This window comes from Enterococcus sp. DIV1328a (assembly GCF_050536905.1).
Lineage (GTDB): Bacteria > Bacillota > Bacilli > Lactobacillales > Enterococcaceae > Enterococcus > Enterococcus faecalis.
Genome location: NZ_CP172912.1, coordinates 2,221,293 through 2,242,390, shown reverse-complemented (window position 1 = coordinate 2,242,390; position 21,098 = coordinate 2,221,293). Strand labels below are relative to the sequence as shown.

The window sequence follows — 21,098 nt, the reverse complement described above, 5'->3', positions numbered from 1 at the left end:
CAATGAACATTCAAGAAACAGTATTAAACATTTTAGAAGATATTACAGGAACAGACGAAGTTGTGAACAATCAAGACATTCAATTATTTGAAGAAGGATTATTGGACTCTTTAGCAACGGTTCAATTATTAGTAGAAATTGAAGGACAATTAGGAATCCAAGTTCCTGTATCAGACTTTGACCGTGAAGTATGGGGAACACCAAAACAAATCATTCAACAAGTGGAAGCTTTACAATAATGTCTAGAAAAAAACGACTAATCAGAATCTTAGGTCCAGTGCTTTGTTCAGCGGTCTTGGTTGCAGTGTTCTTTTTTGCACCGTTCAGAATCAATTTAACTTCCGAAAAAACGTTGAAGGAAGCATCAACGTCAATGGCACCGAACGTTTTAAAAGGCAATGTGATTAAAAACAAAGCAGTGGCTTCTGGTAAATATGTTCCTTTTTTTGGCTCTTCTGAATTAAGTCGATTTAGTGCTTTCCACCCTAGTGTGCTCTCTGAAAAGTATCAACGGAACTACCGACCGTTTTTACTAGGAGAAGCGGGCACACAGTCATTAACCCAAGCAATGGTCATTCATTCGATGGGCGATGCGATTGCCAATAAGAAAGCGGTCTTTATTTTATCTCCGCAATGGTTTGTCAAAAAGGGTGTACCTAATGATAGTTTTGGTGCACACTATTCACAATTACAAACCTATCAATGGTTAGCTAATTTAACCGAATTAACCAGCGGTGACCAATATCTAGCACAACGTTTGACCAAATTTCCAGTTGTTCAAAAAGACAAAGTCTTAATGGAAACCTTGGCAAATCTGCAGGCAGGGCAACTTCCCCAACGCTCTCAACGAGATTATTTTATAATGAATCTCCGTTTCTTGAATCGTGAAGATGAATTGTTTAGCCAAATTGGCATGGTTAGCAGAGAACCAATTGTTGAAAAAGATATGAAACAATTACCTGCTACTTATAATTTTAATGAATTAGATCAGCTAGCTGGAAAAATTGCGGCAAAAGCCATTAATAATAATAAATTTGAAATTAGTAACGGTTTTTATCGCCAACGGATTAAACCAGTTTTACCGAAATTAGCTCATTCACAAAAGAAATGGGATTATCGTTTTTCTCCAGAATATGGTGATTTCCAAGCTGCGTTAGAACAGTTAGCAGAAAAAAATGTCGATGTTTTATTTGTAATCCCACCTGTTAACAAACGTTGGTCGGACTATACGGGCTTGTCACAAGATATGTTGCAACAAGTAGCACGCAAGCTGAAATATCAACTTCAAGAGCAAGGGTTTACTAACATTGCTGACTTCTCAACATGTAGTAATGAACGCTACTTTATGGCGGACACGATTCATTTAGGTTGGCGTGGTTGGCTCGCTGTTGATCGTCAAGTAGATGAATTTATGAAACAACCTGCGTCTAAAAAGTTAGCGTATAAAATTGATGATCGTTTTTATCAGACAGATTGGCAACAACAAAATCCATTGGTCTTACCTCAATTTTAAGAAGGCAAGATGGATCAAGTACCAATTATCTGAAGCGGACTAGAAACGCTTCGTAACAATGAAAATAGCCTGTACCTGCCGTTGAATAACGAGCGTGCAGGCTGTTTTTTCGTTTACTTTTAGTGGAGAACGTTGCTCAATTTATTTTTTGTAAGTATTTTTTTAGTTCGTGGTATAATGGATAAAATTGGTTTTTGAGGGGAGTTATTTTTATGGATGCAAAAGAAGAAAAAATGTTAATTGATTTAACAAGTGCTAAAGGGATTGCTGGGAATGAAGACGAAGTACGTTCGTTATTTAAAAAGTATGCAGCACCGTATGCGGATAAATTTTTATATGATGGTCTTGGCAGTATTATTGCAAAAAATGTTGGTGATAAAGAAGGACCAAAAGTCTACATTTCTGGGCATATGGATGAAGTCGGTTTCATGGTTACCCAAATCACAGAAAAAGGCTTTTTAAAATTTCAAACCGTTGGCGGTTGGTGGGGGCAAGTGATGTTGGCCCAACAAGTTCAGATTAAAACCACGACTGGTAAGGTTTACCATGGTGTCATTGGGTCTAAACCACCACATGTGTTAACAGCGGAAGTTCGTAACAAACCCTATGAGATTGCAGATATGTTTATTGATATTGGTGCAAGTAGCGATCAACAAGTTGCAGAATGGGGGATTCATCCAGGAGATATGGTGACACCATATATTGACTATCGTCGCATGAATGATACAAAATTTTTATTGGCAAAAGCGTGGGATAACCGAATTGGTACGGCCGTTTCATTAAAAGTTTTAGAAAATTTAGCGACAGAAGGGCACCCCAATATTTTATTTGCAGGCAGTGATGTGCAAGAAGAAGTGGGGCTACGCGGTGCGCAAACAAGTACGCATCTTGTGAATCCAGACATAGCGTTTGCTTTAGACACAGGAACAGCTGGTGACACACCAGGAATGACACCTAAAGAAGCCGACTCTGTTTTAGGTGAAGGGCCACAAATTTTGATTTATGATGCATCAATGATTCCGCATAAAAAATTACGTGATTTTGTTATTCAAGTGGCGGAAGAAAATAACATTCCCTTCCAATATACAGTGATTACAGGGGGAGGTACGGATGCTGGCCGCATGCATTTAACGCGCAACGGGATTCCATCATTAGCCATCACGGTGCCTGTTAGATATCTGCATTCACATACCTCAGTTATTCATGAAGATGATTATTTCAACACAGTCAAATTAGTCACAGAAGTGGTGAAACGTCTAGATAAAGAAACAGTCGCTAAATTGACTAGTTATTAGTTTCAGAAAGGATGGAATGAATGAAAAGTTTAGTAACAAATTCGCAACATCGTGCCAATGCTCGCAGAGCTCTTGATGGGCAATGGGGGATCATGGCTTGGTTAACTTTCTTAGGAGTGGTTTTACAGAGCTTCTTAACATCGATTGTGCAAAATTTATTTTCTGGTGAAAATCAAGTTTTTCAAAGTAGTTTTGCCGCAGTATTACTGCAAATTTTTGTTTTATTCGCGTTAAGTTATGCGCTATATTACGCAGCCTTGAAGGTGTTACGTGGTGAAAAGGTGCGGGTCAATATTTTAATGAGTGTTTTTCAAGGAAAATATTATGGTCCGCTATTTGTGGTCAACCTACTTCAAAAAGTACTTGAACGTGTAATTGGTTTGTTATTTTTGTTACCAATTTTATTTGGGGCAGGGACAACCTTGTATTTCAAATTGATGTTTAATACAGTTACACCAGAGGAAATCCAAGCCTTTTTCTTAAATGATTTTTCCTTTTTCCTAGCATTTGGCGTTGCCACTATCTTGATCTTTTTAATTGGTTTATTTGTGAGTGGCGTTTTTCAATTTGCTGTGTGGCTACGTTTTGATAATCCAGAACTGCCAATTATGATGGCATTGAAACAGGCGTTATATTTAATGAAAAATCGTTTTTGGCAATATTTATGTTTACAATTTTCTTTTATTGGTTGGTATATTGTGGGCTTTTTAGCTATTGGTATCGGTCTATTATGGGTGATTCCTTATAACTATGTAGCGTTAGCTAGTTTTTATCAAACTGCCTTAGAAGAAAAAGGTTTAGCCGAAGAATAAAAAAGAAGCTTGAATCCTTCGTTATCTCGACAAAGGGTTCAGGTTTTTTCTTTGGTCTTTTTGTGAAAATTTAAGCGTTTTAACCTCGTTTTTCCGTTATTTTATGGTAACATGGAAGTATCGTATTGAAGGAGGTTGTCCACACATGAAATTGACTGTCTTAGGCTGTTTAGGTGCTTATCCATACAAAGGAGAAGGAACAAGTTCCTATTTGTTAGAATCTGAAGGCTTTCATTTGCTTATTGATGCAGGCAGTACGACATTAGTGCGTTTAGAAAACTATCTAGATCCATTGAAATTAGATGCTGTCATTCTGTCGCATTACCATCATGACCATATCGCAGATTTAGGCGTTTTACAATATTATCGTCAGCTTTATCCAACGCTGGAACCGACTCCTATTTTGCCAATATATGGCCATACACAAGATCAAATGCATTTCAAAGAACTAACGCTTCCTAACGTTTCCGAAGGGAAAGAGTATTTTGAAGCAGAAGAGTTGGCAGTAGGACCATTTTTAATTACTTTCATGGAAACGATTCATCCTGTCACTTGTTACGCGATGCGGATTGTTGAAAAAGCGACTGGCAAAGTCTTTGTCTTTACAGGAGACTCTGGTTACTTAGCAAGTTTTGAAGACTTTGCAAAAGACGCGGATTTATTCTTAGCGGATACGTACTTATTTGAAGGTAATGAACGACATCATGCACATTTTACGTCAAGAGAAGCAGGTGAAATTGCCAAAGCAGCACAAGTCAAACAATTGATGTTGACCCATTTACCACAGCATGGGTCATTGGAACAACTACGGGAAGAAGCGCAAAACTATGCTGGAACGGAAATTCCAGTGACATTAGCCCAACCAGATTTAACAGTTGAGATTTAAAAAAGTAACTATACCAAGGGAGAGAACCGATTGTGATTTTTGTACCGAATGAAAATAATGACCCACGAGTGAACTTAGCAATTGAAACATATTTGTTAACAGAAATGCCTTTAGATGAGCCCATCCTTTTATTTTACATTAACGAGCCGTCAATCATTATTGGCCGTAACCAAAATACAATTGAAGAAATTAACAAAGAATATGTAGATGAGCACGGCATTCATGTTGTTCGTCGCTTAAGTGGCGGCGGCGCCGTTTATCATGATCATGGTAATTTGAATTTTAGTTTTATTATGCCAGATGACGGCAACTCTTTCCGTGATTTTGCGAAAGTTACCCAACCAATTATCCAAGCATTGCACGACTTAGGCGTTGAAGGTGCCGAATTAAAAGGGCGCAATGACCTAGTGATTAATGATATGAAGTTTTCAGGAAATGCGATGTACGCTACCAACGGCCGCATGTTTGCACATGGAACCTTAATGTTTGATAGTGATATTGATGAAGTTGTAAATACATTGAAAGTACGGAAAGATAAAATCGAATCTAAAGGTATCAAGTCTGTTCGTTCACGGGTAACAAACATTAAACCATTTTTATCTGAAGATAAACAAGAGATGACAACGGAAGAATTCCGCCAAGAAATTCTTTTGAAAATTTTCGGCGTAGATTCGATCGACCAAGTTAAAACGTATGAATTAACTGATCAAGACTGGGCGGCTATTAACAAAATTTCAGAGCAATACTATCGCAATTGGGATTGGAATTATGGTAAATCACCTGCATTTAACTTAGAACGTCGCCATCGTTTTCCAATTGGTTCAATTGAAATGAAAATGAATGTGGCGGATGGTGCCATTCAAGAAATTAAAATCTTTGGGGACTTCTTTGGGCTTGGTGAAATTAAAGATGTTGAAGATATTTTAACCGGCGTGAAATATGATAAAGCTTCTTTAGAAGAAGCCATTGATCAAATTGACGTTAAAAAATACTTTGGCAATATCGAAAAAGAAGATTTGCTTGGGTTAATTTATTAAAAAAAAGACAGCCGTTTCAAACGGTTGTCTTTTTTCTAGCTAAAAAATAATGTTTAGCTTTTAGAAAGGTAGTGCTATGTGCAAAATCGTCGAAACGATTTTTATCAGGGAACTATCAAATAGCTCGCCTGCATATGTACTTGAACCAAGTCAAGTCCGGGAATTTGGTTATGTGCTTCACTATAAATCACTATCTGTAAAGAGTATACAAGATTTCCTTTCTTTTGTGATATCAAATTTTTACAGACAAAGTAGTAAAATTTGACGTTTCTTATTTTAGCAAGGTTATAGGCTTGTTTTGGGGCTTGAATTAGCAAGAATTAATAGTGATTTAAGGGAAAATATTAACATATGTAGAAGTATTTTTATAAGAAATAACGAGAAAAAATCAATAGGTATGTTCTTGAGGGCTACTTTTTGACGTTTTCTGAATAAAACTTAATAAAAAATAGCAGAAACAAAGAAAAAATGTGCTTACAAGAAGTAATCCGGACTTAGCTAGGAAGTTAAGAATGTGCATGTTATTTTCAAACAAATAATAAGAATCCTATTTCAATCCTTTACAGAGGAACAAGGACTTCGTATAATAAAGGGACGAAAAGGAGCGAAAGTGATGAGAAACGAAATGATGCATCGACCAGTCGTTAAACCAGAATTGGTTGAGTATATGCGTACAAAACAAAAGAAACTTCCCGGAGAATTAGGGGCAGTGGAGGCGGAAGCCAATGAAGCAGGGGTGCCGATTATTCCGCACGAAACAGTAGTTTTTCTACAATTTTTGCTAGGACAACTAAAGCCCAAAAATATTTTAGAAATCGGGGCAGCAATTGGTTTTTCTTCAAGCTTGATGGCCCAATTTGTCGGTGAAGATGGTCACGTGACCACGATTGATCGTTTTGACGTAATGATAAAAAAAGCGAAGAAAACCTACCAACGCCTAGACTTAGAAGAAAAGGTCACTCTTTTAGAAGGACAAGCAGCTGAGATTCTACCAACGTTGGAAGGACCTTATGACTTTATTTTTATGGATAGTGCCAAATCAAAATACATTGAATTTTTACCTGAATGTTTACGGTTGCTACCAGTTGGCGGCGTTTTAATGGTGGATGATGTATTTCAAGCTGGGACAATCTTAGACCCTGCTGAGGAAGTACCGAAAAAAAATCGAGCGATTCATCGTAAATTAAACCAATTTTTAGATGTAGTCATGGCTCACCCTGATTTAACTTCTACTTTAGTTCCTCTTGGTGATGGAGTTATTTTAATTACCAAAGAGAAAGAAACGATTATTTTAGATAGTTAAAGAATGTCTTCACAAAAAGAAAGCGAATCATTAAAAAGCAAGTTCTTTTAATGATTCGCTTTCTTTTTTATGTTATTTAAAAAGTTATCTCGCTATTTCTAATTGAGAATGATAATCATAAAATTCTCAATATGACAGTATTATGTGTTAATAAAACCTCGTTTGTTTATAATTATTCTATTGACGGAATAATTATAAACTGTTATCCTTAAAGAGTAAAAAAACAGAGGAGGAACGACAATGAATTTAATTAATCAAAAACTTTTTGACTTTGAATGTGATGCCTATCACGATGGTGAATTTACACGAGTATCAACAGAAGATATTTTAGGAAAATGGAGTATTTTCTTCTTTTATCCAGCTGATTTTTCTTTCGTGTGTCCTACGGAATTAGGGGATATGCAAGAGCATTATGCGCATTTACAGGAATTAAATTGTGAGGTTTACTCTGTTTCAGAAGATAGTCATTATGTGCATAAAGCATGGGCTGACGCTACAGAAACGATTGGAAAAATTAAATATCCAATGTTAGCCGATCCCAACGGTCAACTTGCTCGTTTCTTTGGCGTTTTAGATGAAGCTTCTGGAATGGCTTACCGTGCTTCATTTATTGTGAGTCCAGAAGGTGAGATCAAATCTTATGAAATCAACGACATGGGTATTGGTCGTAATGCTGAAGAACTTGTTCGTAAATTAGAAGCTTCTCAATTTGTAGCAGAACATGGTGATAAAGTTTGTCCAGCCAATTGGCAACCAGGAGAAGAAACAATTGCGCCAAGCTTAGATTTAGTTGGTAAAATTTAAATTCGCTTTGTAAATAGAGGTCAAAGAGTTGGATAAAACAGAGAAAATGTTTTGTTCAGCTCTTTTTCTGAAACACAGAAGAAAGAGGAGAAGCAAGTGACAGAAGAAATCTACGATTTGATTATTATTGGTGGCGGATCAGCTGCTTTATCTGCAGGTATCTATGCAGGTCGCGCAATGATGGATACCTTAATTATTGAAAAAGACAAAATTGGCGGACAGGTAACGACGACTTCTGAAATTGTGAACTATCCAGCGATTCGTCACACAACAGGTCCAGAACTAATGGAAGAAATGCGCATTCAAGCACAAGACTTCGGTGTAGCTTTTACAAAAGACGAGATTATTGATGTTGATTTTAGTCAAACGATAAAAACTGTTCAATCAGCGAGTCAAACCTATCAAGCATATGCAGTATTGATTGCGACAGGGGCCTCTGCTCGTAAAATTGGTTTCCCTGGTGAAAGTGAATTTACAGGACGCGGCGTGGCCTATTGTTCTACTTGTGATGGGGAGTTTTTCCAAGGCCTAGATATTTTTGTGATTGGTGGCGGTTATGCAGCAGCGGAAGAGGCCGTTTATTTGACACGTTACGGTAAATCAGTAACGATGATTATCCGAGAACCCGATTTTACATGTGCAAAATTAACTGCGGAGGCGGCTAAAAATCACCCGAAAATTAAGATTGTTTATAACACAGAAGTGAAAGAAATTACGGGAGATGATTTTGTCCGAAAAGCTGTGTTTGTCAATAACCAGACGGGAGAAGAAACGGTTTATGAAGCGCCAAAAGACAGTACATTTGGCCTGTTTGTTTTTGCTGGAAATAAACCAAGTACAGAAATTTTTGAAGGAAAAATTGCCTTAGACCGTGGGTATGTGCCAACAACTGAAAATATGGAAACCAATATTCCCGGAGTTTATGCAGCAGGAGATTTACGAATAAAAAAATTACGTCAAATTGTGACGGCGGTTGCAGACGGTGCAATTGCCGCCACTCATGCGCAACGTTACGTGACAGAACAAAAAACACAGGCAGGTCAACCGATTGTAACGAAGCGAATGACTGAACGATTAGCTAATCAATCTGTCCCTGAAACAAACAGTCAGCAACCAAAAGAAAAACAGCCAGCGAAAGTTACTGGTAAGCATCAGTGGTTCCCAGAAAGTATGCGCCAACAATTAAGCGGTATTTTCGCTAAACTAACCAAAAAAGTGACATTGCTTCAGTTTTTGGATGCAAGTGATGAAAAATCATTGGAACTTCAGTCATTTTTAACAGAATTTGCAAGTCTGGATCAGAAGATTACTTTAGAAACGATTTTGAAAGATACTGAGCCAGCCAAAGAATTGCTGTATGGGATTGAAAAAATGCCTAGCGTTGTGCTCTTAGATGCGGCAGGAAACTATACAGGAATTAAATTTAGTGGTATTCCTAGTGGCCATGAAGTAAACTCGTTGGTTTTGGCGGTTTATAATGTCGGCAGCGAGGGGCAGCCGTTAGAAGTAAGTCTGCAAAAGAACATACTTGCATTGCCAAAAAGAAAAATAGAAATCTTTGTTTCACTAACATGTCATTTCTGTCCCGATGTCGTGGCCGCTTGCCAACATATTGCATCAATTAATCCTCATGTGGAAGCAGAAATGGTGGACATTAGTCTGTTTCCAGAGTTGAAAAAAGAAAAGAAAATTATGAGCGTTCCAGCAATGCTGATTGATGGCGAACAAATGATTTTTGGTTCAAAAACAATGACCGAAATTATTGAAGCCTTGGCTTAAAAGAGGCGGAAAAAAGTAATTAGCCTAAAGAACCTAAGTCATTCAAAAAAGTGAGAAATACGTCGAGATGATGTATTTCTCACTTTTTTCGCATAGTTAGTCAAGTACCTTTTTTGATTAGGCGATTGAGTTTCCTAAAAAGAATTAAAAAGACACAACAGCAAATGAACAACAGGCTTCCTGTTAGTGGTAAAAAGACATCTTGCATGTAGCTATCGATATGCATTAAACCAGGTACCTCGCTGAAAAAATCATGGATAAACTGTTGAATGAGCTTATTAGCTAGAAAAGCAGCTAAAGGCAAAACAAAAATCAAATAATAGAGGGGGTGTAAGGCATAGCTAATTAAAATTTGTAATTTTGTCGTACCTAAAAGAGCTAAGATCAGTAAGTCGTTTTTTTGCTCTAAAAAAGTTAGGAAGAAAGTTCGGCAAATATAACTAATCAGGAAGAAAAAGAGTGTTCCAGCGCTGATTCCAGCCAAACCTCTGAAAATTTTCAAGGGAGGAATCACTGCATAATTATCAAGAAGAATCATTTGTGAAAGCCATCGAGAAAACAACAAAGTCAATAATAGAGCAGAAAAAGTCAGAAAACTAATAATAAAGATAAGAATCAACGTACTAAATTGGTTTTTTGAGCGCCACGCATTTTTGAGAGAGTCTGTGAATAAGTAAAGAATCGAATACATCATCGCGTCCTTTCTGAAAAATTTTTGTTTTAGCGGAAAAGTTATGTAAAAGAAAAGACGTTATCTCCTGCCAACTAGCCACTGAAAGAGATAACGCCTTCGCTGGAAACAAGAACTGGATTATTTCACCAATACTAATTTTTTTAAAGGTTCAACCCCAAATCGTTGTTCTTGCTGTAAAAGAATTTCGGCACAAGCTCGGCTATCTTCTAAAGCATCATGATGATTATTTAAAGTGATATTGAGGTTTTCACAAACGGTATTTAATTTATGATTAGGAAATTCAGGAAACAGTTTGCGACTCGTTTTGACTGTACATAAAGAAAGGTAATTAGGTTGTTCTAAGCCATAGTAATCTAAACAGCCAGCCAAAACACTACAATCGAAACTTGCATTGTGAGCGACCACTAACCGATTTGGTTGAAAACAATGCTGAATTTGTTGCCATACTTCAGGGAATTTGGGCGCATTGACAACATCTGATTCATGAATGCCGTGAATTTGCGTATTTCGCCAGAAAAAAGGTGTTTCTGGTTTGATTAACGTGTAAAATTCATCCACAATCCGACTATTTTCTACTTTAACAATTGCAATGGAACAGGCACTATGTTTATCATAACTAGCTGTTTCAAAGTCAAAAGCGTAAAAGTTCATTAAAAAAAACTCCTTTCAACGCGTTGAGTAACACTTAAAAATCAAGTACAACTTCCACTGGACAATGATCACTACCAAGAATATCTGTATGGATTTTAGCACTGACTAAACGTTCATTCAAGGATTCTGACACAACGAAATAGTCAATCCGCCAACCTGCGTTATTTTTTCGTGCGTTAAAGCGATAACTCCACCATGAGTAAATGCCTTCAGCTTCTGGATAAAAATAACGGAATGTATCAGTGAAGCCACTGTCTAACAACTCAGTAAATTTTTGCCGTTCTTCAGACGTGAATCCCGCATTTTTTTGATTGGTTTTCCAATTTTTTAAATCAATCTTTTGATGAGCTACGTTTAAATCACCACAAAGAATTACGGGTTTTTCTTGATTTAATTCGTTTAAATAGGCACGAAACGCATCTTCCCATGTCATTCGATAAGCTAAACGCTTTAGTTCAGCTTGTGAGTTTGGTGTGTAGCAAGTGACCATGAAAAATTCTGGATATTCTAAAGTGATCACGCGGCCTTCTTGATCGTGAGTCTCGATACCTAAGCCATAGCGAACACTTAACGCTTCTTCTTTAGCGAAAATTGCTGTGCCAGAATAGCCTTTTTTTTCGGCGTAATTCCAATACTGATGATAGCCAGGAAGTTCTAAATCAATTTGCCCAGCTTGTAATTTTGTTTCTTGTAAACAGAAAAAATCTGCATCTAATTCATTAAAAACATCCATAAAATTCTTTTTAACAACCGCTCGTAAGCCGTTGACATTCCAAGAAATACATTTCATTGTTGAAACTCCTTTCAAATAAGAAACGCTTTTGCTCGTTTCAGTGCAAACCAGAACCAAAGAAAAGGTCGCTTGGTGCTTTCTTCTATTCTAATACTTTTTAAAGAAGTTTTAAATACTTGAAAAGAAAAAGAGAAAATGACTGATTTTTGTAAAGAAGTAGTCTATGATAAAATAGTAAAAAGAGCAGAAATGAGGACAAACGAATGAAAATTGGAGTCATTGGTTTAGGAAACATTGCACAAAAAGCGTATTTGCCAACTTATAGTGAATGCCGCCACTTGGCAGAGTTTGTATTAGCAACTAGAAACCCAGAAACACGACAAAAAATCGCTGATCAGTATGGCTTTACAGAAACCGTTGGGACCATAGAAGAATTGATTGAAGCGAAGATTGATGCTTGTTTTGTCCATGTAGCCACAAAAGTGCATGGTGCAGTCGTTCGCCAATTATTACAGGCCGGTATTCACGTCTTTGTGGACAAACCTTTAAGTGAAGAGCTTGCTGAAGTCAAAGAATTACAAGCATTGGCAGCAGCCAAAAATCTGCGCCTGATGGTTGGCTTCAATCGTCGTTTTGCCCCTTATACGGAAGTATTGAAAAATATTCCTGAAAAACAAACAATTTTTATTAAAAAGAACCGCATCAATACAACGAGAGAAACAAGTTTTATGATGTATGATTTATTTTTACATGTCGTTGATACCGCCGTTTATTTAGCGGAAGGACCGCTCCACGTGGTGCAGTCAAAATTAGTGGAAGAAAACGGTCATTTAAAACGAGCAATTTTACAATTAGAAACCGAACAGACAACAATTGTTTGTTCTATGGATTTACACTCTGGGGCCAATACAGAAACTTTTGAAGTCACCAGCCCTACAGGTACTTATCGTTTGGAAAATTTAACGCATTTGACCATCCAAACAGAAGAAGAATACCAAGTAAAAGAGATGGGAGATTGGACGCCAACATTGGAAAAAAGAGGTTTTTACCAAATGGTTACTGCTTTCATTCAGGCCATTCAAAAACCGCAAGAGCAAGAGTTAAAGCAAGAAAAAGTCTATGAAAGTCATGCGTTATGTGAAGAAATGCTACGCCAACAACAACGGCATGTTCTTTAAAGAGGACTAGCAACTTTCTTTCTATCATGCTAGAATAAGACAGATATTTTGAAAAGAAAGGACTAACTTTCGTGAACACTAAAGCTATGTTAGAAACATTAAACGAAATTACTTTATTAGTAGATGAACCATTAAAAAACGTAACCTTTACCAAAACAGGTGGCCCAGCTGATGTGTTGGCCTTACCCAAAACAAAAAAAGAAGTCGAAGAGATTGTGGCGTATTGCCGAGAACAAGGACTTTCATGGTTAGTATTAGGCAATGCTAGCAACTTGATTGTTCGTGATGGCGGTATTCGCGATGTCGTGATTATGCTAACAGAAATGAAAGAAATCAAAGTAGCCGGTACCACCATGATTGTGGATGCTGGTGCCAAGCTGATTGATACAACCTACGAAGCCTTAGCAGCTGATTTAACTGGTTTTGAATTTGCTTGTGGCATTCCGGGAAGTGTCGGTGGTGCTGTTTATATGAATGCTGGAGCATACGGCGGGGAAATTAAAGATGTTTTCCAGTCTGCAGAAGTGCTGTTGGCAGATGGGACTATTCAAACCATGACGAAAGAAGACCTGAATTTCCGTTATCGTCATAGTGAAATTCAAGAATTACATTGCATTGTCTTGCAAGCTACGTTTGCTTTAGAAAAAGGAAACCATGCAGAAATTAAAGCCCAAATGGATGAATTAACGGAACTTCGTGAACTGAAGCAACCGCTAGAGTATCCCTCTTGTGGCAGTGTCTTTAAACGCCCTGTTGGTCATTTTACAGGAAAATTAATCCAAGACGCAGGCTTACAAGGCTTGAAATGGGGCGGTGCTCAAATTTCCGAAAAGCATGCGGGATTTATTGTTAACATCGATCATGCAACCGCAACAGATTATGTGGAATTAATTGCACATATCCAAGAAGTGATTAAAGAAAAATTTGATGTTGAATTGCAAACGGAAGTTCGAATTATTGGTGAAGAAGTCTAGAAGTACTTCATTAGTTGCCCAAAGAGGACGGGACAGAAGTGTTTAACTCCAAGAACCAAGTAGGTACGATGATGTCATCTGTTCATGTCTCACAGTTAAACATCACAACTCTTAGAGCTGTAGCTCTTTTGAAGGCTAGACGTATGTCGATTTCAACACCTTAGAAGTTGTTGAAATCGGAGCAACGCATAGTGTTGGTTCTGTTCCCGTCGTTTATCAGGTTTTGAGCCTGGAGCAAAAATCCACAGTGATTTTTGTCCCAGGCTCTTTTGATTTTTAAAAGTGTTCTTGTGAATGGAGATAATTATGGGATTGAAAAGGTAGCAAAAGTCCTAAGTAAATCGCCAATAATAATACCCGCACAATTGGAACGATTTGGATTGTTGCTTCTCGAATGATTTCCAAAGTAAGTTCATCATAAGACGTACCTATTATATGCGATAAACAATTTATTTTGGAGTGAGATGCCAAGAGCTAAGTATGACAAGCTGGTTGACAGATGTTTTTCAGGTCTGTTCCCTACTGCAGAGACCATTGCTTCTTTTTTAGGTTACTCTTAAGTTTTCTAATTCAACTCAACGACTTTAAAGTTTTTTCGTTCTAAATATTCGATAGAAAATAATGCTTATTAAATAACAATTATTTGTTTTTGGGGATAAAATAATTAGTTTTAGATTTGAAAAAAACGAGAAAAAACTTATTTTCAGGAGATGAATGTGATACAATGAACTTATATACTTGTTGTATATATAAGATTGATAGAAGAAGATGTTTATTATGAAAAAATTGATTTGTTTAGCAACCCTGATTTTATTTGGCACGATAATAGTTCCTAGTGTAACAGTTCTGGCAGAGGATACTTCAAGTGTAAGCAGCGATGGAATTACTGAAGGAGAAACTTTTTCTTCAAATGAATCAGCTCCTGTTTTCGATACTTTTGTTGAAAAGAGTACGGAGGTTATTAATATAAGCTCGTATGAAGATACAGGTTCCGGCGAAGAAGTTAAAACAGTTATTGGGGAAGAAGACGTTGTTCTGGCTACAAAAATTAATGATACCGAAAATAATCAAACTATATCAGTCGTTAATACAGGAGAAAATATTATTGTACAAAAAAGCATTTTATTAGAAGATGGAACGTACCAGGTTGAAACAGAGACGTCACCAATTATTGGTAGTTTTGATAGTGAAAAAGAAAAAATACAAGATTATAATCCTTTGCAAAGAATCTATAATGGTCCGTGGACTTATACACATTTGGCAGTAGGTAGAAATGTTTTTGCAACAATTGTTGATATGGGATTAGGTTCTTGGATAGGTTACTTTGCTTCTCTTTTTAGAATTTCGAGAGCTGCTGCTGATTTCGTTTTCGGATATATGGGTGCTCGTGGAATTTCTGCTGGAGAAAGGTTGGCAAAAGTTTTTGATAGTAATGGAAATGGTTGGGTAGCGCTCTATAAGCGAGGAGTTTATCGTTACAAAGGTGCCCCTTTGATTGGTTATCAGCATCGTACTTTTTAAATTTTTAGGAAAAGAAGTGATTAAATGCAACGATTGTTTTTTTATTGGATTAATTACACATTACTAATTCTATTTATAGTGATGGTTATTCTAGGAGTTGTTCAGTTAGCTGTTAAAAAAGAATCAGAAATCACTTTTTATACAACTTTTTTTGGCATCATTTTTGGTATATCTTTTATGAGTGCGTATTACGCCAATAAAAAGAGTAATAGGATGTTCTTTTGGCTAACAACTTTTCTGTTGATGTATGTTCCTAAAAAAATAGTAGATTATCTAAATGTACCTTTGTTAAAGATTTCGGTAGCAAACTATTTTATAGTGCTGTTCGGCATACTGATACTAATTTTTTCCCAAAAATATATTAAAAAACAAACGTAAAAAGAAATGGAGCAGATTGTGTATTGTCATCTGTTCCATTTCTTTTTATTTGTATCAAGATAAGTGAGTCATCTCTTTTACTCGTCTTCTAAATTTTCCAATTCTACAACTTTAAAGTTTTTCCGCTCTAAATGTTCTACAATGGCTGTACACGTTTCGGCAGTTGTGCCGGCTGGTAAAGTAATAAGTGTGCGACGAACAAATTCTTCACTATCAACATCCAATGTAATACAGCTGGCGATGCTGCTATATTTGGCAATGATTTTTGAAATGGCTGCTAAGTCGCCTTGTTGACCAACTGAAGCAATTGTTAAAACGTAGCTCCCTTGTTTTACATTCCAAGATTGCGCTAAAATATTTAATAAGGTGCTGTGTGTTAAAATGCCGTAAAAATAATTATTTTCATCTAAAACAGCAATGTAAGGTAGTTCTTTAATAGTAAAAAATACCTTGAAAAATGAAGTGTTGACATAAATAAATTTTGTGGCATTTTTTAACAAATAGGTAACAGGTAAACTCATATCGCCACCGTTTGCTTTGTGGCGGTAAATATGCATTTTATAGATATTTCCTCGGAAAATTTTTCCAGATTCGTCTAAAATTGGGACACAACGGTAACCTGAGTCTTCTAAAATAGAAAGAGCTTCTTCTAGAGTACAAGATTCATTGACTGTTGTTAAATTATCTTTTTTAATAACTACAGATTTTAATAACATAAACAGGCCTCCTAAGGGTTCATTTTTAATAAATTTATCATATCATAACTTAGCAGAAAACAATAGCTGAGACCTCAGAATAAAAGCAATTTTGTTAAAATAAATAGAAAATAAAGAAAAATCAGATATTTTATAAAAGAAATCAAGCACGTATTCGCGATAATGGTAAAAAATTACGTAAGAATCGGCACAGCGCTTCTTTAAAAAGTAAATTAAACTTTGACAACTTTTTCGAATAATGGTACTGTTAAGAAGTAAATTTGTGAATAGAGGAGGTCGAAGAACATGGCAACAAAGAAAGCAGCTCTTGCTTGTTCCGTTTGTGGCTCTCGCAACTATTCTAAATCCGTTAGTGAAGGTAAACGTGGCGAACGCTTAGAAATCAATAAATTCTGTAAATATTGTAATCAATACACGTTACATAAAGAAACGAAATAGATTTAGAGGAGGGTATCAACATGAAATTTTTCCGCAGCGTTGCTGATGAGATGAAGCAAGTAACTTGGCCAACAAAAAAACAATTGCGTAAAGATACATTAGTTGTAATTGAAACATCTATTTTATTTGCAGCATTGTTCTTTATCATGGATACTGTTATCCAAACGGCATTTGGCTGGATTTTAAAATAATTAATTCTAGTATTTCCCGACGAGGGGTGCTATAATAGTATTCGAGAAAAAGCTTCGGGAAACTGAGCTTTTTTTATTTGCTCGAAAAAAATAAACTAAAACATTTAAAGGAGCCGAATCAGTAATGGAAACTTTTGAAAGAAATTGGTACGTATTGCACACCTATTCAGGCTATGAAAATAAAGTAAAAGCAAACATTGAATCACGTGCACAAAGCATGGGGATGGGCGATTATATTTTTCGTGTCGTTGTACCAGAAGAAACAGAAAAAGAAGTCAAAAATGGTAAAGAAAAAGAAATCGTTCATAAAACTTTCCCTGGTTATGTGTTAGTGGAAATGATTATGACCGATGATTCTTGGTATATTGTTCGTAACACGCCAGGCGTAACTGGTTTTGTAGGCTCACATGGTGCTGGTAGTAAACCCGCTCCTTTATTACAAGAAGAAATTAACCACATTTTACGTTCAATTGGCATGAGCACCCGTCAATCAGACTTAGAAGTAGCGCTAGGCGATACAGTGAAAATTATCGAAGGTGCCTTTTCTGGTCTTGAAGGTGTTGTGACAGAAATCGATGAAGAAAAACAAAAATTAAAAGTAAACATCGATATGTTTGGTCGTGAAACAAGTACAGAATTAGACTTTGAACAAGTCGATAACATTGATTAATAAACAAGCTGACAAACTATTGTTCAGCTGATTGATACAGATTGTAGGGTCTGGAAAAGCAGTCAACTGACTTCTTTTCCAAGCCCTTTTTTAGTTCATCGCAGAAAGGAATGAAAAAAATGAAACATGCCCAAAAATATCGTTATTTTTCTTTGCTAATGGGTCTTGTTCTATTATTAAGTGCTTGCCAAATTGGGGCAACCACGAAGAATGACAATCAAGCCGCCACAAAAGAAGCAACTGTTGAGTTAAACCGCACAACAACACCAACACTTTTTTTTCATGGTTACGCAGGAACTAAAAATTCGTTTGGCTCGTTACTGCATCGCTTGGAGAAACAAGGTGCCACAACTCAAGAATTAGTGCTACTCGTTAAACCTGATGGGACCGTGGTTAAAGAGCGAGGAGCTTTAAGTGGCAAAGCGACGAATCCCAGTGTTCAAGTTCTATTTGAAGATAATAAAAACAATGAATGGAATCAAACAGAATGGATAAAAAACACATTACTCTATTTACAAAAAAATTATCAAGTGAACAAAGCCAATATTGTCGGGCACTCTATGGGTGGTGTTAGTGGTTTACGTTATTTAGGAACCTATGGGCAAGACGCATCGTTACCTAAAATTGAAAAATTCGTCAGCATTGGAGCACCTTTCAATGATTTTATTGATACGAGTCAACAGCAAACCATCGAAACGGAACTAGAGAACGGCCCCACAGAAAAAAGTAGCCGCTATTTGGATTATCAAGAGATGATTAATGTTGTTCCAGAAAAACTGCCCATTTTATTAATTGGTGGTCAATTAAGTCCAACAGATTTAAGTGATGGAACAGTACCGTTATCTAGTGCCTTAGCAGTCAACGCCTTGCTAAGACAGCGAGGAACTCAAGTCACTAGCCAGATTATTAAAGGAGAAAATGCACAACATAGCCAATTACATGAAAATCCTGAAGTAGATCAATTGCTAATCGAATTTCTATGGCCGAGTAAAAAATAGCAAAAAGGCACATGTTCCATAAAAAATGGAACATGTGCCTTTTTCTATACTTTGGCTAGCGAAATAGCTTTTTTCAGCTATAATAAATAAAATTATTTATTTTTAGGAGATATTGGAATGGAATCCTCATGATTTAAATAAGCACAAATCAAGGCTTCAAAGGTGATTAATGTTTGGCCAAAAAACATTTGTGGCTGAGCGACACTTGTTGAAAACGGGCTGTAAGAGTCAGTTGAAAAAACGAGATCTGCCAGTCGACCAAGAGTTGAATTTTTGGCACCAACAAAAGAAATGATAGGATGTTTTTTCTCTTTCGCAAGCAGAGCTGTTTCTTTTAAGTATTTTTCTTCACCAGAATGTGAAAGGATGATAAAAAGAAAATTCTGATTATTTTGACTATTTATCGAATGAGTATGGGCTGTTGTGATACTGGGGATGCCATGAAAATTGAAAACTTCACTAATGTAAGCCGCCAAATGTCGTGAAAAGTCATGACCTAAAATAACAAATAAATGACTCTTGTGTTTGGCAAGCAGTCGACAAAACTCGTTGGTTGTTTCAAATGAAGGTGCTGTTTCAAAAGGGATTGGCTGAGAAAAATGGGCTTCTTTTAATTTGTAAATAAGTTCATTATAACCTGATAAATTTAATTTTTTGGCTAAACGAATGATGGAACTAGGCGAAGAAAAGCAGTGTTTGGCAACTTCTCGAATACTCAAATCGGCCGCGTTCGTACTTTGTTGATCCAAATAATACAAAATCTGACTTTCTGTTTTTGTTAAATGATACGTTTCTTTTAAGTAATCTAAGTTCATGAGCAAACCTCCTTTATCAGATTATAAATAATTTTGTGGGAAAAAGGTATCAAAAAATAAAAAATGAGGTGTTTTTATGAAAAGGGCAACAAAGCAAAGGCTGTCTTTGGCAGCAATCATGGTTCTACTTCTCTCGGGCTGTGGAAGTGTTGGGAAAGAAACCAAAAAGCAAGAACAACAGGTATTACGGGTCGGGATTGATTCGGAATTATCAACGGCAGACGTGTCGTTGGCAATGGATAATACCGCAGCAGATGTAATGAGCCAAGTAGGGGAGGGACTTTTCTCCTTTGACGAAAAAGGAGAAGCTAAACCAGCATTGGCAACTGAAAAAGTACAGCCCTCCAATGATGGTTTAATCTATACTTTTACGATTCGAAAAGATGCAAAATGGAGTAACGGCGAGCCAATCACAGCCAATGATTTTGAATATTCTTGGAAGCGCACAGTGGACCCAAAAACAGCTTCCCCGCAAGCGTATTATTTTGAAGGGCTAAAAAATTATCGTGCTATTGTTGACGGTGGCAAATCTAAAGAAGAGTTAGGGGTAACAGCCATTGATGACCATACCTTGGAAGTAGAGCTAAGCTATCCTATGAGTTATTTTCAACAATTATTGGCGGTGCCAGCTTTTTATCCTTTAAATGAAGCATTTGTCGAAAAAACGGGCAAAAACTATGGTACATCAGCTGAGTCAACACTTTACAATGGCGCTTTCACATTGGAAGGTTGGGATGGCACGAATAATACTTGGTCCTATGTGAAGAATAAAAATTATTGGGATCAAGCGAATGTTTCATTGGATAAGGTGGATGTCCAAGTAGTTAAAGAAGTCAATACTGGGAAAAATCTTTTCGAAGGGAAAGAATTAGATGTTGTAAAAATTTCTGGAGAAATTGTTGCACAAGAACAAGACAATGCAGCTTTGAAAATTCGTGAAATTCCTGGAACGTATTATATCCAATTAAATACGCAAAAAGATCTTTTGGCAAATAAGAATGCACGTCGAGCAATAGCATTATCATTAAATTCTGAACGTTTAGCTAAAAATGTTTTAAATGATGGCTCAAAAAAAGCACTTGGCTTCGTGCCAACAGGTTTCACTAATCAAGAAACGCAAAAAGATTTTGCAGAGGAATTAGGAGATTTAAATCCTAGTGAACCAGAAAAAGCGAAAGAGTTATGGCAAATGGCTAAAAAAGAATTAGGAATTGAAAAAGCGGAGCTAACCATTTTAAGTTCGGATACAGAAAATGCTAAAAAAATCAGTGAGTATGTTCAAGGAGCTTTAGCAGATAATTTAGAAAATTTAACAGTCAATGTTTCACCAGTTCCTTTTAATAATCGTTTAGAAAAAAGTCGCAGCGGAGATTTCGACATTGTGGTTGGTGGCTGGACGCCAGTATATGCTGATCCAATCGATTTCTTAAACTTACTGCAATCAAAAAATTCCAATAATTTTGGTAAATGGTCTAATAAGACCTTTGATCAGTTGCTTCAAGAAGCAAACGTAACTTATGCAAACAAATATGAAGAACGTTGGAAAACATTACAAAAAGCGGATCAATTGGTTGCGGAAGAAGCACCCCTAGTTCCTCTTTATCAATTAACAGAAGCACGCTTAGTGGACGATTCTGTCCAAAATTTAGTCTATGGTCCATTAGGTTCAGGCTATTACAAATCAGTCTCTATCAGCGACAAGTAAAGGTTGG

Annotated in this window: 22 protein-coding genes; 17 read left to right on the top strand and 5 right to left on the bottom strand. The window is 36.6% G+C overall.

Annotation, left to right across the window (positions count from 1 at the left end; translation table 11 throughout):
- The first annotated feature begins 2 nt into the window (after positions 1 to 2).
- From dltC to IGL93_RS10655, 9 genes are all read left to right on the top strand, one after another.
- Positions 3 to 239: a D-alanine--poly(phosphoribitol) ligase subunit DltC gene (gene dltC, locus IGL93_RS10695; RefSeq protein WP_002356389.1), complete on the top strand. Its 237-nt coding sequence runs from the start codon at positions 3 to 5 to the stop codon at positions 237 to 239.
- On the top strand, positions 239 to 1,513 hold the full coding sequence (gene dltD, locus IGL93_RS10690; RefSeq protein ID WP_002362324.1) for a D-alanyl-lipoteichoic acid biosynthesis protein DltD: 1,275 nt from the start codon (positions 239 to 241) through the stop codon (positions 1,511 to 1,513). The genes dltC and dltD overlap by 1 nt, the downstream gene beginning before the upstream one ends.
- Before the next feature lie 212 nt (positions 1,514 to 1,725).
- On the top strand, positions 1,726 to 2,808 hold the full coding sequence (locus IGL93_RS10685; RefSeq protein ID WP_002367214.1) for a M42 family metallopeptidase: 1,083 nt from the start codon (positions 1,726 to 1,728) through the stop codon (positions 2,806 to 2,808).
- 20 nt (positions 2,809 to 2,828) lie between these two features.
- Complete coding sequence (locus IGL93_RS10680; RefSeq protein WP_002365061.1) at positions 2,829 to 3,620, top strand: DUF975 family protein; 792 nt, start codon at positions 2,829 to 2,831, stop codon at positions 3,618 to 3,620.
- Positions 3,621 to 3,765: 145 nt separating this feature from the next.
- Positions 3,766 to 4,506: an MBL fold metallo-hydrolase gene (locus IGL93_RS10675; protein WP_002356393.1), complete on the top strand. Its 741-nt coding sequence runs from the start codon at positions 3,766 to 3,768 to the stop codon at positions 4,504 to 4,506.
- A 32-nt stretch (positions 4,507 to 4,538) separates the two neighbouring features.
- Positions 4,539 to 5,543 (top strand): lipoate--protein ligase, encoded by a 1,005-nt coding sequence (locus IGL93_RS10670; protein WP_002356394.1) that lies wholly within the window; start codon positions 4,539 to 4,541, stop codon positions 5,541 to 5,543.
- Positions 5,544 to 6,156: 613 nt separating this feature from the next.
- On the top strand, positions 6,157 to 6,846 hold the full coding sequence (locus IGL93_RS10665) for an O-methyltransferase (RefSeq protein WP_002381418.1): 690 nt from the start codon (positions 6,157 to 6,159) through the stop codon (positions 6,844 to 6,846).
- A 240-nt stretch (positions 6,847 to 7,086) separates the two neighbouring features.
- On the top strand, positions 7,087 to 7,650 hold the full coding sequence (ahpC, locus tag IGL93_RS10660; protein ID WP_002356396.1) for an alkyl hydroperoxide reductase subunit C: 564 nt from the start codon (positions 7,087 to 7,089) through the stop codon (positions 7,648 to 7,650).
- Positions 7,651 to 7,746: 96 nt separating this feature from the next.
- Positions 7,747 to 9,429 (top strand): FAD-dependent oxidoreductase, encoded by a 1,683-nt coding sequence (locus IGL93_RS10655; protein ID WP_010776060.1) that lies wholly within the window; start codon positions 7,747 to 7,749, stop codon positions 9,427 to 9,429.
- 100 nt (positions 9,430 to 9,529) lie between these two features.
- Here IGL93_RS10655 and IGL93_RS10650 read toward each other — a convergent pair whose 3' ends face one another.
- From IGL93_RS10650 to IGL93_RS10640, 3 genes are all read right to left on the bottom strand, one after another.
- Entirely contained in the window at positions 9,530 to 10,120 is a 591-nt protein-coding gene (locus IGL93_RS10650) for a hypothetical protein (protein ID WP_010707185.1), read from the bottom strand.
- Positions 10,121 to 10,240: 120 nt separating this feature from the next.
- Complete coding sequence (locus tag IGL93_RS10645; protein ID WP_002356400.1) at positions 10,241 to 10,774, bottom strand: 3'-5' exonuclease; 534 nt, start codon at positions 10,772 to 10,774, stop codon at positions 10,241 to 10,243.
- Between the two features lie 34 nt (positions 10,775 to 10,808).
- Positions 10,809 to 11,564 carry an exodeoxyribonuclease III gene (locus IGL93_RS10640; RefSeq protein ID WP_010776059.1) on the bottom strand — a complete coding sequence of 252 codons (756 nt, stop codon included), beginning with the start codon at positions 11,562 to 11,564 and terminating at the stop codon, positions 10,809 to 10,811.
- A 206-nt stretch (positions 11,565 to 11,770) separates the two neighbouring features.
- Between IGL93_RS10640 and IGL93_RS10635 the strand changes: the two genes are divergently transcribed.
- From IGL93_RS10635 to IGL93_RS10625, 3 genes are all read left to right on the top strand, one after another.
- The gene (locus IGL93_RS10635) at positions 11,771 to 12,685 is read left to right on the top strand and encodes a Gfo/Idh/MocA family protein (RefSeq protein ID WP_002359452.1); all 915 of its coding nucleotides are present in this window, start codon (positions 11,771 to 11,773) and stop codon (positions 12,683 to 12,685) included.
- An 86-nt stretch (positions 12,686 to 12,771) separates the two neighbouring features.
- Positions 12,772 to 13,659, top strand: coding sequence for a UDP-N-acetylmuramate dehydrogenase (murB, locus tag IGL93_RS10630; RefSeq protein ID WP_002387193.1), 888 nt, complete (start codon positions 12,772 to 12,774; stop codon positions 13,657 to 13,659).
- A gap of 777 nt (positions 13,660 to 14,436) precedes the next feature.
- Entirely contained in the window at positions 14,437 to 15,180 is a 744-nt protein-coding gene (locus tag IGL93_RS10625) for a hypothetical protein (RefSeq protein WP_010776058.1), read from the top strand.
- 455 nt (positions 15,181 to 15,635) lie between these two features.
- Here the strand turns inward: IGL93_RS10625 and cbpA are convergent, their stop codons facing one another.
- Positions 15,636 to 16,274 (bottom strand): cyclic di-AMP binding protein CbpA, encoded by a 639-nt coding sequence (cbpA, locus tag IGL93_RS10620; RefSeq protein WP_002365057.1) that lies wholly within the window; start codon positions 16,272 to 16,274, stop codon positions 15,636 to 15,638.
- Positions 16,275 to 16,559: 285 nt separating this feature from the next.
- Between cbpA and rpmG the strand changes: the two genes are divergently transcribed.
- The 4 genes from rpmG (at position 16,560) to IGL93_RS10600 (ending at position 18,571) form a co-directional block, all read left to right on the top strand.
- The gene (gene rpmG / locus IGL93_RS10615; protein WP_002356408.1) at positions 16,560 to 16,712 is read left to right on the top strand and encodes a 50S ribosomal protein L33; all 153 of its coding nucleotides are present in this window, start codon (positions 16,560 to 16,562) and stop codon (positions 16,710 to 16,712) included.
- 20 nt (positions 16,713 to 16,732) lie between these two features.
- A complete protein-coding gene (secE, locus tag IGL93_RS10610) occupies positions 16,733 to 16,903 on the top strand; it encodes a preprotein translocase subunit SecE (RefSeq protein ID WP_002356409.1) in 171 nt (56 codons plus the stop codon).
- Positions 16,904 to 17,027: 124 nt separating this feature from the next.
- Positions 17,028 to 17,573, top strand: a complete 546-nt coding sequence (nusG, locus tag IGL93_RS10605; protein WP_002384070.1) for a transcription termination/antitermination protein NusG — start codon at positions 17,028 to 17,030, stop codon at positions 17,571 to 17,573.
- Positions 17,574 to 17,683: 110 nt separating this feature from the next.
- Positions 17,684 to 18,571 carry an alpha/beta hydrolase gene (locus IGL93_RS10600; protein ID WP_002356414.1) on the top strand — a complete coding sequence of 296 codons (888 nt, stop codon included), beginning with the start codon at positions 17,684 to 17,686 and terminating at the stop codon, positions 18,569 to 18,571.
- 92 nt (positions 18,572 to 18,663) lie between these two features.
- On the opposite strand, the gene IGL93_RS10595 is transcribed toward IGL93_RS10600, so the two are convergent.
- Positions 18,664 to 19,386 carry a MurR/RpiR family transcriptional regulator gene (locus IGL93_RS10595; RefSeq protein ID WP_002367202.1) on the bottom strand — a complete coding sequence of 241 codons (723 nt, stop codon included), beginning with the start codon at positions 19,384 to 19,386 and terminating at the stop codon, positions 18,664 to 18,666.
- 76 nt (positions 19,387 to 19,462) lie between these two features.
- On the opposite strand from IGL93_RS10595, the gene IGL93_RS10590 reads away from it, so the two are divergent.
- Complete coding sequence (locus tag IGL93_RS10590; RefSeq protein ID WP_010776057.1) at positions 19,463 to 21,091, top strand: peptide ABC transporter substrate-binding protein; 1,629 nt, start codon at positions 19,463 to 19,465, stop codon at positions 21,089 to 21,091.
- Positions 21,092 to 21,098 lie beyond the last annotated feature (7 nt).

Coding starts and splice junctions, on each gene's coding strand:
- dltC (WP_002356389.1), top strand. CDS start 3: ATGAACATTCAAGAAACAGTATTAAACATTTTAGAAGATATTACAGGA.
- dltD (WP_002362324.1), top strand. CDS start 239: ATGTCTAGAAAAAAACGACTAATCAGAATCTTAGGTCCAGTGCTTTGT.
- IGL93_RS10685 (WP_002367214.1), top strand. CDS start 1,726: ATGGATGCAAAAGAAGAAAAAATGTTAATTGATTTAACAAGTGCTAAA.
- IGL93_RS10680 (WP_002365061.1), top strand. CDS start 2,829: ATGAAAAGTTTAGTAACAAATTCGCAACATCGTGCCAATGCTCGCAGA.
- IGL93_RS10675 (WP_002356393.1), top strand. CDS start 3,766: ATGAAATTGACTGTCTTAGGCTGTTTAGGTGCTTATCCATACAAAGGA.
- IGL93_RS10665 (WP_002381418.1), top strand. CDS start 6,157: ATGAGAAACGAAATGATGCATCGACCAGTCGTTAAACCAGAATTGGTT.
- ahpC (WP_002356396.1), top strand. CDS start 7,087: ATGAATTTAATTAATCAAAAACTTTTTGACTTTGAATGTGATGCCTAT.
- IGL93_RS10650 (WP_010707185.1), bottom strand. CDS start 10,120: ATGTATTCGATTCTTTACTTATTCACAGACTCTCTCAAAAATGCGTGG.
- IGL93_RS10645 (WP_002356400.1), bottom strand. CDS start 10,774: ATGAACTTTTACGCTTTTGACTTTGAAACAGCTAGTTATGATAAACAT.
- IGL93_RS10640 (WP_010776059.1), bottom strand. CDS start 11,564: ATGAAATGTATTTCTTGGAATGTCAACGGCTTACGAGCGGTTGTTAAA.
- IGL93_RS10635 (WP_002359452.1), top strand. CDS start 11,771: ATGAAAATTGGAGTCATTGGTTTAGGAAACATTGCACAAAAAGCGTAT.
- murB (WP_002387193.1), top strand. CDS start 12,772: ATGTTAGAAACATTAAACGAAATTACTTTATTAGTAGATGAACCATTA.
- IGL93_RS10625 (WP_010776058.1), top strand. CDS start 14,437: ATGAAAAAATTGATTTGTTTAGCAACCCTGATTTTATTTGGCACGATA.
- cbpA (WP_002365057.1), bottom strand. CDS start 16,274: ATGTTATTAAAATCTGTAGTTATTAAAAAAGATAATTTAACAACAGTC.
- rpmG (WP_002356408.1), top strand. CDS start 16,560: ATGGCAACAAAGAAAGCAGCTCTTGCTTGTTCCGTTTGTGGCTCTCGC.
- secE (WP_002356409.1), top strand. CDS start 16,733: ATGAAATTTTTCCGCAGCGTTGCTGATGAGATGAAGCAAGTAACTTGG.
- nusG (WP_002384070.1), top strand. CDS start 17,028: ATGGAAACTTTTGAAAGAAATTGGTACGTATTGCACACCTATTCAGGC.
- IGL93_RS10600 (WP_002356414.1), top strand. CDS start 17,684: ATGAAAAAAATGAAACATGCCCAAAAATATCGTTATTTTTCTTTGCTA.
- IGL93_RS10595 (WP_002367202.1), bottom strand. CDS start 19,386: ATGAACTTAGATTACTTAAAAGAAACGTATCATTTAACAAAAACAGAA.
- IGL93_RS10590 (WP_010776057.1), top strand. CDS start 19,463: ATGAAAAGGGCAACAAAGCAAAGGCTGTCTTTGGCAGCAATCATGGTT.